We start from the raw sequence: 18,202 nt of genomic DNA, 5'->3' as shown, positions 1-18,202 counted from the left end.
GGGCTTATAATGTTCAGGCTTACTACAGCAAACACTGTACCAACATCTCACGTCAAATTATCGCCATCACCTCAATAAAAAGAAGATTAGCTAGCTCGCTATTATCAAGGTTCATCACGCAGAGCTCAAGCAATTGATCTAATGACGTAAATCAGGTGGGATCGGCATATTAGAATCTTGCAGTTTTGGCCTCTCCCCTCCTCGTTTTCGGTACTGCTTAAGCTGGAAAACATATGCAAGTACCTGCGCAACTGCCGTAAACAGACCGTCAGGAATTTGTTGTTCTAGCTCAGTGGTGTGATAAAGCGCCCTCGCCAATGGTGGCGCTGGAACAATATAGATGTCGTTTTCGCGCGCAATTTCTCGGATTTTCATCGCCATGTGGTCGACACCTTTGGCAACCACAATCGGCGCTTTATCTTGATTCTGCTTATAGCGCAATGCCACGGAAAAGTGCTCTGGGTTGGTCACAATCACATCCGCTTGAGGAACATCAGCCATCATTCGACGTTGAGCCGCTTCCCTTTGAAGCATACGAATTCGCCCTTTCACTTCCGGCTTACCTTCAGTATCTTTGAATTCGTCTTTGACTTCTTGTTTGGTCATCTTCAATTGATCGGCGTGTTGCCAGATCTGGAACGGGATATCAATCGCCACCACAATAAGCAGAGAGCAACTGATTAAAAGAATAAAGTTGAGCAAGATATCCAAAGCATGAAAGATATTCTGCGGATAAACATCCATGCTCAGCTGCATTAAATCATGCTGAGAGGCCTGAATCAGATAAATGGCCATGCCTGATACAAGAGCTACTTTCAAAATAGATTTGAGAAGTTCAACCCAACTTTGTAGGCCAAACATACGCTTGATACCACTGAGTGGATTGAGCTTAGACGCCTTTGGCATCGCGGCTTGCATTGAAAAGTTAATCCCACCGACACCCGCCGCACCAATGACTGCTGCAACGAATAAGGTTATCAGGATCAAAAACAGCGGAAACAGCAAATTCACCAGTGCACCACCGGCAATTTCGAAGAGTTTATTGGTATCAAAAATCTCGTCGCGGCTCAGAGAAAACAGACGTTGCATAGCCTCGAACAACGCCTTCGCCATCGATTCGCCAAACCACATTAATGCAATCGCACCTACTATCAGTACCGACGCCGACGCTAGCTCTTTCGACCTTGCAACCTGCCCTTTTTCTTTGGCCTGTTGCAAGCGTTTGGGCGTGGCGTCTTCTGTGCGTTCTTGACCGTCTGACTCTGCCATTTCAGTCTCCTAGCAATCTAACCGGATTAGACGACATATCTGTTGTTCGCCTTGCATCCAGAATAGCTCATAGTGACTATACAAGCCGCCAAGGATGTACCAACAAAGTAACAGACCCACGAGTAGCGCAAATGCAAAACCCAAAGAAAAGATGTTTAACTGAGGTGCAGCACGCGTCATTACACCAAAAGAAAGGTTAATCGTTAGTAGCGCGATAATGCCCGACAACGACATTGCTAATGCCGTTTTGAACATGATACCAAGCCACAACGCGAGTTCTCGAAAATCGACCGAAGTCAGAGAGCCACTGCCAATCGGCAAAGTCTTAAAACTGAACACCACCAACTGCAGCATTTTCAAGTGACCATCGGTCGCCAAAAAAAACATGGTCGCAAGCAACATGAACAACTGACCAAGTACTGGCGTATTCTGTCCGTTAGCGGGGTCAACCATTGAGGCGAAGCCCAAGCTAGATTGCATACCCAAGATCTGGCCGAGCATGACGAAGGTCTGAATCATAAACTGAGTAACAAAGCCCATGGCAACACCAATCACGATTTGCTCAAACACCGTTAAGAACCCTTGGAAAGAGAGCAGTTCGATCTCTTTGGGAACAGCAGGAATTGCGGGCATCACGGCAAAGGTGATAGCCAAACCTAAATACAGACGAATACGCGGCGACACGAAGCGTGCCCCTGTCACCGTCATCACCATCAGCATCGCTGAGATGCGAGTGTATGGCCAAAAATAATTGGCTAACCACTCTAGTACAAGGCTCGTTGGGTATTCCATATCGGTCTAATACAGAACTTGCGGCAAGCGTTCGATGAGTTCGAAAAAGAACTCCATCATCATCTGGGTCATCCAGTGTGCAAATAGCATCAACGCCAACAAAGTTACTATCAAACGCGGCAGGAAACTCAGTGTTTGTTCATTGATAGAGGTCGCGGCTTGGAATACAGCGACGACTAAACCGATCAGCAGGCTCGGGATGATAATGGCGCAAACCATGATGAGTACCATCCAAAGGGCATCTCGGAACAACTCTACGAATATTTCAGGATTCATTATTCCCCCAGCTACAAGGCAAAACTGCCGGCGAGTGTGGAGAGGATCAAGTTCCAGCCATCAACAAGAACAAACAACATCAACTTAAACGGCAGCGATACAATCATCGGTGACAACATCATCATACCCATGGCCATCAATACCGATGCCACCACCAAGTCGATGATTAGGAACGGTAAGAACAACATAAAGCCTATCTGGAAAGCCGTTTTTAATTCCGATGTGATAAACGCTGGAATCAGAACCGCCATTGAGGCATCTTCAGGGTTGGTCACTTCCGCACCAGAGATCTCAACAAAGGTTTCAAGATCTTTGATTCGAGTCTGTTTGAGCATGAAAGACTTGATCGGACCTTGGGCAACATCGAATGCCTGTCGTGCCGATATCTGTTCATTGAGATAAGGTTGAACCGCCTGTTCGTTAACCTGATTGATTACCGGTGACATAATGAAAAAGGTCAAAAATATTGCGATACCAATAATCACTTGGTTAGACGGTGTTTGTTGTAAACCCATCGCCTGACGCAAAATAGACATCACCACCACAATACGGGTGAACGAGGTCATCAAAATCACCATCGCTGGCAAGAAGCCAAGCATGGTCATTAACGCCAAGATCTGAAGGTTTATCGAGTAGTCTTCACCGCCATTAGCATTGGTTGTCATGGTAAAGGCAGGTATGCCGCCACCATTGCCGGTTAAGCTGCCCGTGGTCATGGTTGTCGATTTGGCTTGGTCTTGTTCCATCGTGCTGATGGTTACCGACTCTGAGCCAGCGGTATTCGCCGGAATGACGGTGCCATCTTCAGTCTGTGCAAATACCGACATACTGAATACGAGTGAGCAGAGAAGAGTGAGCTGAACCAACAACACTTTAACCATTCGGAAAGCTCCGTTTTGGCAAACGTAAGATGAGTTCAAAAGTCCGTTACTTGTTTGCATCTTTTTTTATTAGCTGGGAAAGCTGACTTGAAAATGTACTTTTTTCCAGCATCTCCTGAGTAAGAGGTTTATCGAGCTTAGAAATTAGCTGAATAGATTGCGTGGTAATCCCGACTAAGAACTGCTCATCACCCGCTTGAACAATAGCGATGCGTTCTTTAGTACCTACAGGAATTTGCCTAACAATCGCCAAGCCTTGCTGATTCGACATTGCAGGCACTTGCATGCGCTTGAGTAGCCAAGCAATAAATAAGATGAAGGCTATAACGAAAATTAGCGACCCAAAAGTGGTCGCTAAATCGAGAGATGGCGGCGTTGCAGCAAAGGCAATGGAGGGAACAATTAATAGCCCTACTCCCAAGCCCCCTCTTAACAGCTTTGTCATTCCGAGAGAAGAGCTCGCCAGTCTTTGAGACAAAAAGCTCATTAACGCAGCTTCTTAATTCGTTCTGTTTGGCTAATAACGTCAGTCAAACGAATACCAAACTTGTCGTTCACCACAACCACTTCACCATGAGCAATCAAGGTACCGTTGACCATTACGTCCAGTGATTCACCAGCAATTCTATCTAGCTCAACGACCGAACCTTGGTTCAACTGAAGTAAATTACGGATACTGATCTGAGAGCGGCCAACTTCCATTGAGATAGTCACTGGAATATCCATGATGGTATCCAGTTTACGACGCTCATCTTCAGAAATCGGAGACGATGAATCGGTTAGCTCATCAAGTGGTGCCGCAAGCACGTCATCAACATCAATTGACGGTGCTGAAGGATCTTCACCAAGTGCTGCAGCCCATTCGTCTGCTAGCTTTTGATCTTCACTAGGTTCCATTACCAATTCCTATACTTTTATCTATTTTCTATTCGTCATCATCGCTGTTTTCTAGTTCAGACATTAAGTCCTTGCCTAGAAAAGCGAGATCAGTTTTAACCACATGGGGTCTTTGAATTTTTTCAGAAATCTGTACTGCGAGCTTCTCACCAGAGCGCCCCATTTTCACACGATAGGTCGGCAGTTCTTCGACAAACATCGTTGCGTGCTCAGGCATGTTCATTGGAATGACGTCACCGGGGCGCAGCTCCATCAAATCACGCAGAGAAATATCTTGCTCTAGAAGGTTCACACGAAAGTTAACCGGCACATCCATGATTTCATCACGCAGTGCGGTACTCCAACGAACGTCGGTTTCCATTTTGTCAGATTGAACACCCGCATCAAGCAGTTCACGGATCGGTTCAACCATTGAATAAGGCATCACAACGTGGAAGTCACCACCACCGCCATCTACCTCGATGTGGAACGAACTCACAACGATCACTTCTGTTGGGCTCACAATGTTCGCCATACTTGGGTTCACTTCAGAATCCAGGTATTCAAACTCAACCCCCATCACTGGAGACCAAGCTTCTTTGTAATCTTCAAAAACAATTTTCAGCAGCAGCTGGATAATACGTCTTTCAGTCGGCGTGAATTCACGGCCTTCAATCTTGGCGTGGAAACGACCATCACCACCAAAAAAGTTCTCTACAAGAATAAAAACAAGACGTGCTTCCATGGTGATCAGCGCCGTACCTTTTAAAGGACGGAAACGCACCATATTTAAACTGGTGGGTACATACAATGTGTTTTGATACTCACCAAACTTCATCATCTGTACGCCGTTGATCGACACTTCAGCCGTTTTACGCAACATATTAAACAAGCTAATCCGCATATGACGTGCGAAGCGCTCGTTAATAAGTTCAAGGGTCGGCATTCGACCACGGACGATTCGATCTTGAGATGAGAAGTCGAAATTGACCGCACTGTCATTCTCGGTTTCTAAGACATCTTCTACGTCTTCAACATCATCAACGCCATGTAACAGCGCATCAATTTCGTCTTGGCTTAATAAATCGGTCACAAATTACCTATTGAATTACGAAGTCAGTGAATAACACTTTTTCAATCACAGGCTGGCCAACAGCTTGAGCCAGACTTGCTTTAATATCTTCAGTCGCCTTGTTTCGCAGTTCAACTCGTCCGGTTGGAGAGCGCAATTGATCGACCGTGGCCGAAGCGAACGTTGCTAGTAGCGTACTTTCTACAAGAGGAGAGTGATAGCGAGCCAAGTCTTCATTCTTGCTGCCTCGTACCATCAGCTGTGCTTTTATCTGCACTAGGCGATCTTTTTTATCACCTGTCACATTGAACAAGAAGGGCTGAGGAATATTAACATACATAACTGGCTCTGCAGCGACCATAGCAGTGGCTGGCTGAGACTGAGATTCAGAGGCACTATCATCGGAGCCTAAGAAAAAGAACAAAGCACCACCGATACCAAGCAGTAAAACGACTACCGCTATAATGATGATGAGGAGCTTACTCTTCCCTTTAGGTGCATCTTGTTCTTCGGCCATATCTTACTCTAACTTCCTGTTCTTTCTATTAACTAACGGTTCTTTCTATTAACTGATGTTTTTATTAACTTAGTCTTCTTAGCCTGATACTAGGCATAATAACTAATTCCATCACGCTTTGATGAGACATTCAATTCAAGATTGCTGCCACTATCAAGGTTTTCGTCACCTTGACCATCATTTGTGCGGTTAGCGCCGGATTGTTGCTCACCACTGTTGTACCTCTCCTGCCCCTGACCAGAGTTCTGTTGTTGAACTGACGAATCAGCAAGCTGCATCCCTTGTTGAGCCAACATCTCTCTCAACCGAGGTAAGGTTTGTTCAATCACATCTCTCGCCTGCTGATTGCTCACAGTAAAGTGCACGTTTGCCACATCATTATTCATGGTCATTCGAATTTTCATTTGACCCAGCTCTGGTGGGTCGAGGCGGATATCCAAGTTCTTAAGGTTCTTAGACATCATCATTTGTACTTTTTCCGCTACCTGCTCGTTCGCGAGTTCTTTAGTAAGCTGCAAAGGCGCTTGTTGAGCAGCTTGAATTTCAGCTCGAGTTGGCGCAGAACCCGCGGTGGCAGCGCCTTGAACACCCGCAGCAGAAGCGATCTGCTGAGCAAAGGTCGAATCTTTAGAATCTTCCTTAGCACTCGCTTTTCCAAGACCAGACAGTGCCGCTGCACCAGCTCCGGCTTTAAGTAACATGTCCGTTGAACCTGCTTTGGTCGCGGCAGGCGCAGCATTCATCGCCACCCCTTGTGCAATTAAAGCAGGGTCTAACGCAGCTTGCTGTTGAGGTGAAGAAAGATTGGCTTGTTGAGCCGCTGCCTGTTGGGCCGCGTGCGCATTATTGGCGTGCAGCATTGCCGCCTTATCCGTAAGAGCATTGTTTGCTGATTGAGAAACGGCCTGCGCTGACACTTGTTGTGCCGCCGTCGCTACAGCTGCTGTTGATGCTGCCGCAGCTAAGGCTTTAGTTTCGCTTGAATCCGTATTATCCCAATCGATAGCAGCGGGTTCACCAGACGCACTGTTCGCAGCCGGAGCTTGACTTAGCAGAGCTGTTGCTTGTTGTTGAACGTTTGCGAGCTGTTGATTCAACAGGTCTAGGTTAGAGGTCGCTTTAGCCAAAGCGGCTTGCTCATCAACCGTCAACTTAGCACCACTTTGTTGCTTGTGAAGCAAGCTATCGACAACAGACTGCTCTGATTCGATTTGTCCATTCAATTGGTTTAGCGCTTTGGTATGGGCATCTACTTGCTTTGCCAGTTCAATATCCGCGGCTGACAATGCTTGACTCTGATCGGCAGCAACCGCACTAGCTGCATTCTTTTGGCTCAGCTCTCGGCTCATACTGGCTTCAATTTGTTCTGGAGTGACGCCTTTATCCATCAACTGTCGGATTTCATCATCAGTCAGCTGAGAAACACCCTTACCTCCGGTAAGTACAGCGATTTCAGAATCAACTTCTAGAGCGCTACCTTGATTCGCTGCATTGGCTTGGCTCACTTGCTTACCCGCTTCACCTGCAACTGAAAGACCAGCAACTGAAGCTCCTGGGATATTACCTTGAGCTTGGTTGAACTGAGACTGTTGTGGCAAGGCTTTGCCGTTCGGAGTCTGATTCAGCGTTTTATTTGCCTCATCCAACTGGCCAAGCAACTTATTACCTTCATTCATCGCGGCACTTGCTTGCGATGCCTGCTTAGACTCATCTACCGCAGATGAAGCCTGCTCTTGGGGTTGAGCAACCTGTTCTTTCGAATCGTTAGTCGTAGCCTGCGCGTCTTTACCAACCGCCTTATCTGCGACATTGTTATCAGCGACAGTGCTATCAGCGCTCGAATGGGCTTTGAGCTGAGCCGCGGAATCAGACGCTGCCTCTGTAGATGTTTTATCCGTGGCTTTGTCACCCTCTACTCCTGAAGCTGCTTGCTTGCTTTGCGCTTCGCTCACTTCCTCAGTAGCCTTTGATTCGGCTGAATCACCTTTATCCGCTTCAGCTGACGCTTCACCTTCGGTAGAGGCCTGTTTAGCATCAGATTTTGTGGTGCTTTCTGAGTCTTTTACTGCAGCTTTACTGTCACTTTCTTCAAAGCCGAGCGCTTCCTTAAAGGATTCAAAGAAACCTTTAGAGTCTCCGGTTTCTTCTACCTTGGAAGAGGCAGAACCGGTGTCCAACAACGATGACGTTTTGTTGGCCGCTGAATTTGAGGAAAGACTAACATTCATATATACGAGCTCTATCTACTAGCTTTGCTGCCATGAATCAGACAACAAAAAGAAAGTCGGTGCTTTTATGCCTTTGGTGGGCATAACGCGCAATTTTATATAAACCGGAGCAAGAAACATGCCTATAAGTTCTGTTCTCACAATATCGAGAGCAGCACCTGCGTCATTCGTGGCTTAGGATCACATCTTTTTTCGGCTGTATAACAGCGTCGAGAACTCATCCATTTGCTTTTGATCTCTTAGGTCTTGCAACTTTGCTTTTTCTTTTTGCTTTTTCTCCATCAACCACTCGTAGGATTTACGTTTTTTTCGTAACTCCATCCAGTAGTTTTGGCAATTGTCGACTTGATTTTTAAAGTGGTGCTCGGCTTCTCGCTGCTTGGATAATGTTTCATCTAACTGGGTTAAGAAACGATTCAAGTGACCATATTGACTCGCCGTTAAGCCAGCCTTACCACGGTCGACAAGCTGCTGGCAGTAATCAAGTCGATACTTTTCAATCTGCGCAACCTGCTCATAGTAACCTTGCAGCTCAGAGTTCGCTTTGTTAAGCGCAAGTACGGCTTGGTTCTCTTGATCTTTAGCTTGATCGAGCAAAAATTCTAATGCGTTATCCATGACTAACCTTATTCACTCGTTAGCCACCCAATACATGCTTCAACATGTTGACACACATGTCGTACGGGACAGTTTCTTTCATCTTCTGTTGCAAGTATTCGTCCAATTTCGGCTTCAAAGTGAAGGCACTATCAATTGCAGGGTCAGTTCCTGGCTTATAAGCACCAATCGAAACCAAATCTTGGTTTTTACGACAAATAGACAGCACTTGCCTTACCGCTTTCGACATCAAAACATGTTCTTCAGTGGTAATTTGCGGCATAACACGACTGACGGATTTCTCGACATCGATCGCAGGGTAATGACCCGCATCGGCCATCTCACGCGACAATACAACGTGACCATCGAGAATCGCTCGCGACGCATCCGCAATCGGATCTTGTAAGTCATCGCCTTCGGTTAACACGGTAAAGAAAGCCGTGATAGAGCCTTGTTCATCGTTGCCGTTACCCGCACGTTCCACCAGCGCAGGAAGCTTGGCGAATACTGATGGCGGATAACCTTTGGTTGCTGGCGGCTCACCCACAGACAGAGCAATTTCACGTTGAGCCTGAGCAAAACGGGTCAATGAGTCCATCAACAACAGAACATCTAAGCCTTGGTCTCGGAAATACTCGGCGACGGCCAGTGCGGTTTGGCAGCCTTTCAGTCGCATCAATGGCGATGAATCAGCAGGAGCCGCGACCACTACAGATCGCTTACGACCATCCTCTCCAAGAATCTCTTCAATAAATTCTTTAACTTCTCGTCCACGCTCACCGATTAGGCCTACGACCACTACTTGCGCAGTTGTGCCTCGAGTCATCATGCCCAGAGTTACGGATTTACCGACACCAGAACCTGCGAACAGACCGATACGCTGTCCTTTACCCACGGTTAACAATCCATTAATGGCTTTTAATCCAACATCAAGGGGTTCAGAAATCGGTTTGCGTGCTAACGGGTTGATTGGCTCAGCATTGAATGAAGCACGTTGCTCGGTATAGATTGGACCTAGGCCGTCGAGTGGATTACCGACGCCGTCGATCACTCGACCAAGCAGTTCCATTCCTACAGGGATACCACTTTCGGTGGTCATTGGCGTGACGTGAGCGCCAGGTAAGATCCCGGTGATTTGTTCGCTCGGCATCAAGAATAGATTATCGCCAGAGAAACCGACAACTTCGGCTTCCATCTGACCAGACATAGTTTCAACTAAACACAAACTGCCGATTGGTGCTTTACAGCCTGTCGCTTCAAGCGTTAAGCCAACAACACGGACTAACTTACCAGATGCAATTGGTCGCGATTTTAGCCCTTCGACTTTGTACTGACTGAGACGGTTCGCTAACTCAAGCATTACTCATGACCTTGGTGACGGTTTGCGCCGCAGAAGTTTTGAATGACGTTTTTCACGCGATCTTCCATGCGGTAGTTAACGCTCGACTCACCCGCTTCGATTTGTACATCACCACGATTAAGTGCGGGCTCCGCAACTAACGTCCAATTACGGCAATCCAATTCTGTTTCACCATATGCAGAGCGAATGATCGCCACATCTTCCGGGTTAAGCTTCAATGTAATTGCATGACCAGAAATTGGCAGGGACTCTACCGACTCTTTGACGGTATCTAATATGATTTGTGGATTGGTTTGCACTTCAACATGAACCACTTCTTTGACCATGGTCAGTACCATGTCTACCAGCTGCTTCTCAACCTGAGCATTCATCAGCTCTAGTGGCTGAGCAAACTGGTTGGCAAGCCCCATAAAGATGGCCACTTGTTGCTGAATGTACTCTTGGCCAGCGGTCACGCCTTCAAGCTTACCAGCTTGATTGCCTTCTTCATGGCCAGCGGCAAACCCTTCTTCTTTGCCTTTTTCGTAACCTTGTTTAAAACCAGCCTCTTGCCCTTGATGAAGGCCTTCCTGATAAGCACCTTGTTTGATCAGCTCGATCTGCTCTTCAGTTAGAACCAGCTCTTCATCTTCAATGGCTTCTTCAACCGTTGGCATCCAACCAGGATCGTAGTTAAACGCCGTTTCTTTGGCTTGTTTATTCACATCAGAGGTATAGTCAGGTAGCCCCCATTTCTGAGGTTGGGCAACCGTATTATCTTCTTCAGGGCGAAGGAAGCCGCGTTTTCTATCACCTGACATATCAGTACCTATCTATGAGTGCATCCAACTGCATTGTAAATTCAAACAGTTAAACGGAGTTAATCTGTGGTTCGAAATTGGATAAAGAAAAGCCCCAACAGTGTGGGGCTTTTGAGGTTTCTGTATTAAAGGAACTCGTCGGCGCCACCAGACAGCATAATCTCGCCACTGTCTGCCATCTTCCTCGCAATACCCAATATCTCTTTCTGAGCCGCTTCCACATCAGAGACTTTCACTGGCGGCATCGCCTCAATATCGTCTCTCATCATATCGGCAGCACGTTTAGACATATTCTTGAAGATCTTCTCGCGTAGACCATCATCAGCACCTTTAAGCGCTTTCTGTAGAATGTCTTGTGGAACATCACGCAGCAGTCGCTGAACACCTTGGTCATCAACTTCAATTAGGTTTTCAAAGACAAACATAAGATCTTGAATCTGGGTTGCCATGTCTTCGTCTTGATCTCGGATTTGATCCATCAAGACACCTTCTACGTTGTTGTCCATGTAGTTCATGATCTCAGCCGCAGCTTTCAGGCCACCAATTTTGGCAGCTTGAGCACCCGCTTGACCCGCAAACTGTTTCTCCATGATTTCGTTCAGTTCAGCAAGAGCTGACGGTTGAACTTCTTCAAGGTTCGCAATACGCATCATTAGATCCAGACGAACACGCTCTGGGAACTGTGACAGAATCTCAGCCGATTGATCGGCATCGAGATACGACAAAACAATCGTTTGAATTTGAGGGTGTTCGTTGATGATGATACTCGCCACCTGACGAGGATCCATCCACTTAAGCGAATCCAAACCTTTCGAACCTGTGCCGAGAAGGATTTGATCGACAAGGTTATTCGCCTTGTCTTCACCCAGAGCAGCCACCAATGCGTTACGCATAAAGTCTTCGCTGCCCATACCAATGTTGGTGTACTTCTGAATATCATCTAAGAAAGCACGGTGCACTGCGCCGACTTTCTCTTGAGATAAATCCGTAGCTCGCGCCATCGCACTACCGACACGCTGAACCTGCTTTGGCTCTAGGTGACGAATAATACCAGCAGCGTCTTCTTCGTTTAAACTGAGCAACAAGATCGCAGCGCGCTCATCGCCTGAGATAGAGCCGATATCCACGCTAGAGACATCAAGCACTTCACCGCCTTCAGTTTGTTGTGGAACTATTTCGTTAGCCATCTACCATCCAATTCTTAACTACTTGAGCTGCTAGCTCTGGTTCATTCGCTACAAGTGCACGTACTGCTTTCAGCACGTCCTCGTCTTTATGAAGGTTTGGCAAGTCAATGCTTGAACCAAATTCAAACAGCTCACCACCTTCAATATCACCACCAATTAAGCTGGTTTCGCCGTCGACACCAATTGGCATGCCATCAGGGCCGTACATTTGATCATCATTGTCAGCTGCAGGATTAAGCAGTTTCTTCATTGCAGGGCGAACAAGTACCAATACCACCACAATAATAACCAAGGCACTCGCAAACCAACGAACCCAATCATTAAAGTTTGGATGCTCCCAGATAGGCACATCTGCCACAACATCTGTCACTTGTGGTGCGAACTGCATGCTTAACACGTTCAGTAAATCACCGCGGCTTTCATCAAATCCAACAGTACCAATCAATACCTGACGAATCGCGTTGATTTCGCTGGCAGGGATTGGAGTATGAACCACTTCGCCCGTATCTGGGTTCAACGATTGACGGTCTTTGATCGCTACCGATACCGTCTGGCGATTGACCGTGCCACTCTGTTTACGTTCATGGCTGATGGTGGTGTCTAACTCAAAGTTTCGGGTCGCTTCTTTGTGAACCGACCCTTGCCCCGTCATTGCGCCGTCTTTCATCTGAGCAACATCTTGTGGGATTGAGGCATCAGCAGGTGGCTGATTACTCAAAGCTCCAGGAATACCCGCCACAGTATTACCGTTGTTGTAATCTTCTAAGGTGTATTCACTTCGAGTCGCAGGTGTATTCGGATCAAAACGCTTTCGGGTTTGTTCCACAGCACTGAAGTCGAGCTGAATATCAACCTGAGCGGTATAGTTACCAAACCCAAGAATAGGAATCAGAATAGAATCAATTTTTTCACGTAGAGCCTGTTCTTGATTGCGCTCTAACTCGTGTTCTTTACGACGCGCTGCAGACATTGGGTCTTGAGAGCCTGAGCTCAACAATCGGCCATGCTGATCAGTCACCGTAATACGTGAGGTTTTCATTCCCGGAACGGCACTAGCGACCATATCCACAACAGAATCGACTTCTTGTTGCTTAAGATTGTTGCCCGTTTTAAGGGTTAGGAATACGGAAGCGGAGGCTTCTTGATTGTGACGCACAAACACGCTTTGCTTCGGCAACGCCAGTAAAACCTGAGCTTTACGCACCTGTTTCATCTGCTCAATCGCTTTGGCAAGCTGTCTTTCACGGCTTAATTTAAGGCGTTCTTGTTCTAAACGTTGTGATACACCAAAGCCCATGTCTTGCATGAGGATGTCATCACCCGCGTTTCGCTCTTGGTTCAAACCCGCTCGTACCATATTAAGCTTCAATGAGTTGTACTCACTCGCCGGTACTGAGATGGTATTGCCTTCAAGCGTGTACTCGATCTTTTGCAGATCCAAGTAATCAAGAACGGGGATCAATTCTTCTGTTTCGTAAGCCCCTAGTGGACGCATTTCTGGCTCTTTCACCCAGAAAAACAGCATCACAATCAGCGCTACACAGATAGAGATAGAAAGGACTAACACGACCTGACGGAGTAAATCGAGATCACCGACAGCCATATCGAACTTCGATGAACTGCGTTCACCTAGATCGGGATTTTGCCCTTCTCCGTCTAGCTCAGAGCCTGCAATAAGTGCGTGGTCGTTGCTATCGCTTACGGTTAAATCTGTTGTTTGACTATTATCTGCCACTATTTAACTACCCAACTTATACCGGCATATTCATCAGCTCTTTGTACGATTCGACCAATTTATTTCTAATTTGGATCGTCGCCTCAAAAGCCACGCTAGATTTATTACGAGCAATCATCACGTCCGATAGGGATACGCTTTGGTCGCCACTATCAAAACGAGCTTGAAGATCACCAGAGGTCTTTTGTAATGAGTTCACATTATTGATGGCATTAGTCAGCATGTTGCCAAAATCTGCACCGACCGCTTGCCCCGTTGCTGCGGGACGCGCGCTGGCAGCTTCGACCATCATCGCCTGCATTTCGCCTTGTAAACCATCTATTCTCATCTACTACCTCAGGAGTCAAAATTATGACCATCTATTTAGCTGTATTATTGACAGAGCAATTAGCGTGCCACACATTAAATTGACTAGATATCGTATTACACTAGTCAGAAAGCTGACACTACTAATCTATCCTCAGTTTGGGATATCTATTCCAGCATCGCGCATTTTCGCCAGCTTGTAACGCAATGTACGAGGGCTAATCCCCAGTTTTTCAGCCATATCTTTGCGTCGGCCATTACATGCTATCAGGGTTTCAAGAATGATCGCATACTCTTGATCTCTAAGCTCATTACCTAACCCCTCGCTGCTAGCCGCGATTTTATTAATTGGGTTTGCTTCGGCAATAGGCTTGATTTCTGGCGCAGCAACATCACTGCCTTCGACGATTTGTTGTAGGCTGCTTGCGTCTTGCCAATCAACACCTTCAAGAAGGATGTGCTCGCCAGAGATGTTCTCTTGTTCGCTCAATATTAACGCACGCTGTACCACATTGTCTAATTCACGAACATTTCCCGGCCACGGATAATTGACGAGTTTACTGATCGCTTGTGCCGACATCACTGGCACTGGCATACCAAGCTTGGTGCAGTGGCGCTCAACTAAGTGCTTGGCCAAAGGCTCAATATCACCTTTACGCTCGCAAAGCGGAGGCCAAGAAATTGGGAATACATTCAGGCGATAGTATAAATCTTCACGAAAGTTCCCTTCAGAAACATACTGTTTTAGATCACGGTTACTGGTCGCTAATACGCGGACGTCTAATTTGATGCTCTTGCGGCTACCTAACCGCTCAACTTCGCGTTCTTGCAATACACGCAGTAGTTTGGCTTGTAGGCTAAGATCCATTTCACTGATCTCATCCAACAAAATAGTGCCGCCCTGCGCTTGCTCGAATTTCCCTGGGCAAGCTTGGATCGCGCCAGTAAATGCGCCTTTTTCATAACCAAACAGCGTCGCTTCTAACATGTTGTCTGGGATCGCCGCGCAGTTAATCGCGACAAACGGGCCATCTTTTCGGCTAGAGGCATTGTGAATGTAACGAGACATCACTTCTTTACCAGAACCACTTGGGCCTAATACCATGACGTTGGCATCGGTTTTAGCCACCTTATCAGCCAACATCATTAACTTGATGCTTTTCTCATCGGCAACGATAGCGTCGCCATTATCATCCGATTTTACGGGAGCATAACGGCTCACCATATTTAGCAGAACTTCAGGCGCAAATGGCTTTGCCATATAGTCTATGGCGCCCTCTTTCATTGCAGCAACGGCATCTTCGATGTTGGCATAAGCTGTCATCAACAGCACAGGCAAATTTGGCCAATGCTGCTTGATATTTCTCAATAGTGCCAAACCACCCATGCCTGCCATCTGAACATCAGATACGACAATATCAACGGAGTTAGACTTTAATTTGACCAGAGCATCTTCCGCACAATCCGCTTCCAGCCATTCATAGCCAGCAAGCGCGAGCGTGTCGACAAGGGCTTCGCGTAGACCTTCATCATCTTCGACGATTAACACTTTGCTTTGAGCCATAGGATTCTCCAGTGTAAATTCAGTTAAAACTTATTCGTTTTCAGAAGAAGCACTTCTTTCCAGCGGCAAGCACATGGTAAAGCATGCGCCGTCCCCTTCTTCTGATATCAATTCAAGTCGGCCTTCATGTGCACGACATACCATTTGTACAACCGCTAAGCCTAGACCTGTACCTTGCGAACGAGTGGTAAAGAAGGGTTCCATGATTTTACCTTGAAGCTCTTTCGGTACGCCCGGCCCACTGTCTTGCACTGATATCTTAAGCTCGCCGTTTACGGGTCTAAAAAAAACATCAATCTGCGATTCTTTACCCGCAATTTGAACCGCGTTCAAAACCAAGTTACTTAACGCTGAAGCGATGGCGTTGGCGTTGCCAAACATTTGAGTCTGTTCGCCCTCAACTTCCTGGCAATAATCAATCTGACTGGTTTTCAATGCCGCTTCCACCATAGGGTGAAATTCGGTAATCAATTCAGCCACGGTAAAAGGTTTCACCACCTTATTATCGCCACCTTTGGCAAACAACAACATGTCATTCACTTGCTTCTCTAAGTCATGCAATCTATCCATAAGCTTAGATTGAAAACGCGTTTTTGTTGCCGGCGGCAGATTCGGCGCGGCAAGGTTTGATGCATACAGCATCGCACTAGATAACGGCGTACGAACCTGATGAGCAAGCGAAGCCACCATTCGACCTAACGAAGACAAGCGTTGAAGATCACTCACTCGAGACTGCAATAGACGAGTTTCTGTCAGGTCAGTAATCAAAATTAGCTGACCTGTAGTAGAGGCTGAAATGGCCAAACGTACCTTTCGACCGTTCTTTAATGAGATCTCATGACCATCATCGTCTTTTGGGTCGAAGGCACTTTGAATCACTGAAAACCACTTCTCACCAACCAACTCAACCCCAAGGATACGGTGCGCTTCAGGGTTCGCTTCTCTCACTTCGCCATGAGTATCTAACAAGATAACCCCTGCAGGCATTACATCGAGTACTTGCTTATAGCGTTCAACCTGCTGCTCAACAGAATCTAGGTGTGATTGATTTTCTGGTTCGTTCGATACGTGCATGTCAAAAATTTGCCTCAAATACTAAAACAGCCTGAGACGTATAACACGAGTCAGGCTATTTGCTATATTTATCACATAGTTAAGCAAGCAACAACTCGACTATGGTTTATCTGTTCACTTAGCTAGAATTGCCAAATAGCTAAAAAGTGTGTGCTAGTTTTTCGTTTTCATCTAAAACTGGACACTATCGCTGCAAGTTATATTTACGCATTTTTTCAACCAGAGTGGTTCTGCGCATTCCAAGCATGTCAGCAGCACGGGCAACAATGCCTCCTTGCGCTTCCAAGGCTTGATTGATCATATTCACTTCCATATCCGCGAGTAACTCTTTCAGGTTAACCCCTTCTGGCGGTAACTCTTGAGGTGCATTGGCGTTGTCAGCAAGTTCATCTTGCTGATCAAAGCTGAAATCTTCTGCGAACAGGTCGGAAAGTGCATCACGCTCTTGCTCTTCTTCAGATACAAAGCTATTAAACTCAGGCTGGAACTCAGGAATATCGCTGTATCGATATTTAGTTGGAAGGTGATTCACATCAACCAAGCTGTTTGGATACAGGATAACCATTCGCTCAACCAGGTTCGCTAATTCACGAACGTTACCTGGCCAGTAGTGCTCCATTAGAGAGTTAATCGCACGAGCGGTAAAGCAGATAGGCATGCTGCCTTCCGCTTCCATTCGAGTCATCAACTCTTGAAGCAACAGTGGAATATCTTCTTTACGGTCCTGAAGCGCCGGCATTTCGATTGGGAATACATTCAAGCGGTAGTAAAGATCTTCACGGAACAAATCATCATCGATCATATCTTCAAGGTTGCGGTGGGTTGCCGCAATCACACGAACATCAGCTTGTATGGTGCTGTTACCACCGACGCGTTCAAAGCATCGCTCTTGCAGTACACGCAACAACTTAACTTGCATCGCCATTGGCATATCGCCAATTTCATCAAGAAACAGTGTGCCACCCTCAGCCAATTCAAAACGACCTTTACGTGCGGTAATCGCACCAGTAAACGCGCCCTTCTCATGACCAAACAATTCACTCTCAAGTAAATCTGGTGGGATAGCACCACAGTTTACCGGCACGAAAGGCCCAGTACGACGTTTAGAGTGATAGTGAATATTACGCGCTACAACTTCTTTACCGGTACCAGATTCACCAAGAATCAGCACGTTCGCTTCCGTAGAAGAGACTTGTTCAATTAAGTGACGTACTTCTTGAATGCCAGCACTTTGTCCTACTAGGCTACGAAATAGAGTGTTCTTGCGTGCCGAAGACACCACTTGAACACCTTTGCGACCTAAGAAGTCTTTACAGTGTCTTAATGCATCACTTAATTGAGGGTAGTTAAGAGGAAGTTCAAGCTCACCAACATAGTTAGTCAACTCGTCAACCGGGTGATTGTTTTTGCCAATCACCAGTAAAGGGATGTGATTGGCGTGAACAAGCTTTTCATTCAGTAATGCGTTGAAGCCTTTACCTTTAATGGTACCAATAATGCAGCCGGCCCACTGTAGTGACCAGTCAACTTTACGTGCTTGTTCAGAGCTGATTACTTCGCAGCTCTCTCCTACAAACTCTAATATTGTGCTTAAATTGTGACGATCTTGAGCGCTATCGTCGACGACAAGCAGTTTTGCCAAACCTTGCATAAGTAGGAATTATTGCC

General features: G+C 46.5%; 18 protein-coding genes. All 18 read right to left on the bottom strand.

What is annotated here, in order from left to right:
• Positions 1–138: 138 nt before the first annotated feature.
• The 18 genes from flhB to OC193_RS04325 all read right to left on the bottom strand — a co-directional run bounded on the left by flhB (position 139) and on the right by OC193_RS04325 (position 18,185).
• Positions 139–1,269 carry a flagellar biosynthesis protein FlhB gene (flhB, locus tag OC193_RS04410; protein ID WP_048661512.1) on the bottom strand — a complete coding sequence of 377 codons (1,131 nt, stop codon included), beginning with the start codon at positions 1,267–1,269 and terminating at the stop codon, positions 139–141.
• A gap of 9 nt (positions 1,270–1,278) precedes the next feature.
• Entirely contained in the window at positions 1,279–2,061 is a 783-nt protein-coding gene (gene fliR / locus OC193_RS04405; protein ID WP_017060672.1) for a flagellar biosynthetic protein FliR, read from the bottom strand.
• Between the two features lie 6 nt (positions 2,062–2,067).
• Positions 2,068–2,337 (bottom strand): flagellar biosynthesis protein FliQ, encoded by a 270-nt coding sequence (gene fliQ / locus OC193_RS04400; protein WP_029235191.1) that lies wholly within the window; start codon positions 2,335–2,337, stop codon positions 2,068–2,070.
• Positions 2,338–2,348: 11 nt separating this feature from the next.
• Entirely contained in the window at positions 2,349–3,278 is a 930-nt protein-coding gene (gene fliP / locus OC193_RS04395; RefSeq protein WP_196299432.1) for a flagellar type III secretion system pore protein FliP, read from the bottom strand.
• Positions 3,265–3,705, bottom strand: a complete 441-nt coding sequence (gene fliO, locus OC193_RS04390; protein ID WP_048664311.1) for a flagellar biosynthetic protein FliO — start codon at positions 3,703–3,705, stop codon at positions 3,265–3,267. Before fliO ends, fliP begins: the two co-directional genes overlap by 14 nt.
• Positions 3,705–4,115 carry a flagellar motor switch protein FliN gene (gene fliN / locus OC193_RS04385; protein WP_004739851.1) on the bottom strand — a complete coding sequence of 137 codons (411 nt, stop codon included), beginning with the start codon at positions 4,113–4,115 and terminating at the stop codon, positions 3,705–3,707. The genes fliO and fliN overlap by 1 nt, the downstream gene beginning before the upstream one ends.
• Positions 4,116–4,143: 28 nt before the next feature.
• The gene (gene fliM, locus OC193_RS04380) at positions 4,144–5,187 is read right to left on the bottom strand and encodes a flagellar motor switch protein FliM (protein ID WP_048661515.1); all 1,044 of its coding nucleotides are present in this window, start codon (positions 5,185–5,187) and stop codon (positions 4,144–4,146) included.
• Positions 5,188–5,194: 7 nt separating this feature from the next.
• Positions 5,195–5,683, bottom strand: coding sequence for a flagellar basal body-associated protein FliL (gene fliL / locus OC193_RS04375; RefSeq protein ID WP_048664313.1), 489 nt, complete (start codon positions 5,681–5,683; stop codon positions 5,195–5,197).
• 89 nt (positions 5,684–5,772) lie between these two features.
• Positions 5,773–7,911 carry a flagellar hook-length control protein FliK gene (locus OC193_RS04370; protein ID WP_048664315.1) on the bottom strand — a complete coding sequence of 713 codons (2,139 nt, stop codon included), beginning with the start codon at positions 7,909–7,911 and terminating at the stop codon, positions 5,773–5,775.
• A gap of 180 nt (positions 7,912–8,091) precedes the next feature.
• Positions 8,092–8,529, bottom strand: coding sequence for a flagellar export protein FliJ (gene fliJ, locus OC193_RS04365; protein ID WP_048661518.1), 438 nt, complete (start codon positions 8,527–8,529; stop codon positions 8,092–8,094).
• 19 nt (positions 8,530–8,548) lie between these two features.
• Entirely contained in the window at positions 8,549–9,868 is a 1,320-nt protein-coding gene (gene fliI / locus OC193_RS04360; RefSeq protein ID WP_048664318.1) for a flagellar protein export ATPase FliI, read from the bottom strand.
• The gene (gene fliH, locus OC193_RS04355) at positions 9,868–10,668 is read right to left on the bottom strand and encodes a flagellar assembly protein FliH (RefSeq protein WP_048661519.1); all 801 of its coding nucleotides are present in this window, start codon (positions 10,666–10,668) and stop codon (positions 9,868–9,870) included. The genes fliI and fliH overlap by 1 nt, the downstream gene beginning before the upstream one ends.
• 125 nt (positions 10,669–10,793) lie before the next feature.
• A complete protein-coding gene (gene fliG, locus OC193_RS04350) occupies positions 10,794–11,855 on the bottom strand; it encodes a flagellar motor switch protein FliG (RefSeq protein WP_048661520.1) in 1,062 nt (353 codons plus the stop codon).
• Positions 11,848–13,590, bottom strand: a complete 1,743-nt coding sequence (gene fliF, locus OC193_RS04345; protein ID WP_048664320.1) for a flagellar basal-body MS-ring/collar protein FliF — start codon at positions 13,588–13,590, stop codon at positions 11,848–11,850. The genes fliG and fliF overlap by 8 nt, the downstream gene beginning before the upstream one ends.
• Positions 13,591–13,606: 16 nt before the next feature.
• The gene (gene fliE, locus OC193_RS04340; RefSeq protein ID WP_017060684.1) at positions 13,607–13,918 is read right to left on the bottom strand and encodes a flagellar hook-basal body complex protein FliE; all 312 of its coding nucleotides are present in this window, start codon (positions 13,916–13,918) and stop codon (positions 13,607–13,609) included.
• Positions 13,919–14,050: 132 nt separating this feature from the next.
• On the bottom strand, positions 14,051–15,460 hold the full coding sequence (locus tag OC193_RS04335; RefSeq protein WP_017060685.1) for a sigma-54-dependent transcriptional regulator: 1,410 nt from the start codon (positions 15,458–15,460) through the stop codon (positions 14,051–14,053).
• A 30-nt stretch (positions 15,461–15,490) separates the two neighbouring features.
• Positions 15,491–16,534: a sensor histidine kinase gene (locus tag OC193_RS04330; protein WP_048661522.1), complete on the bottom strand. Its 1,044-nt coding sequence runs from the start codon at positions 16,532–16,534 to the stop codon at positions 15,491–15,493.
• A 184-nt stretch (positions 16,535–16,718) separates the two neighbouring features.
• Entirely contained in the window at positions 16,719–18,185 is a 1,467-nt protein-coding gene (locus OC193_RS04325) for a sigma-54 dependent transcriptional regulator (protein WP_048661523.1), read from the bottom strand.
• Positions 18,186–18,202: the final 17 nt, after the last annotated feature.

It is taken from the genome of Vibrio crassostreae (assembly GCF_024347415.1).
Lineage (GTDB): Bacteria > Pseudomonadota > Gammaproteobacteria > Enterobacterales > Vibrionaceae > Vibrio > Vibrio crassostreae.
Note: the sequence above shows the minus strand (reverse complement) of the source record. Positions and strands in the feature narration are given on the sequence as shown.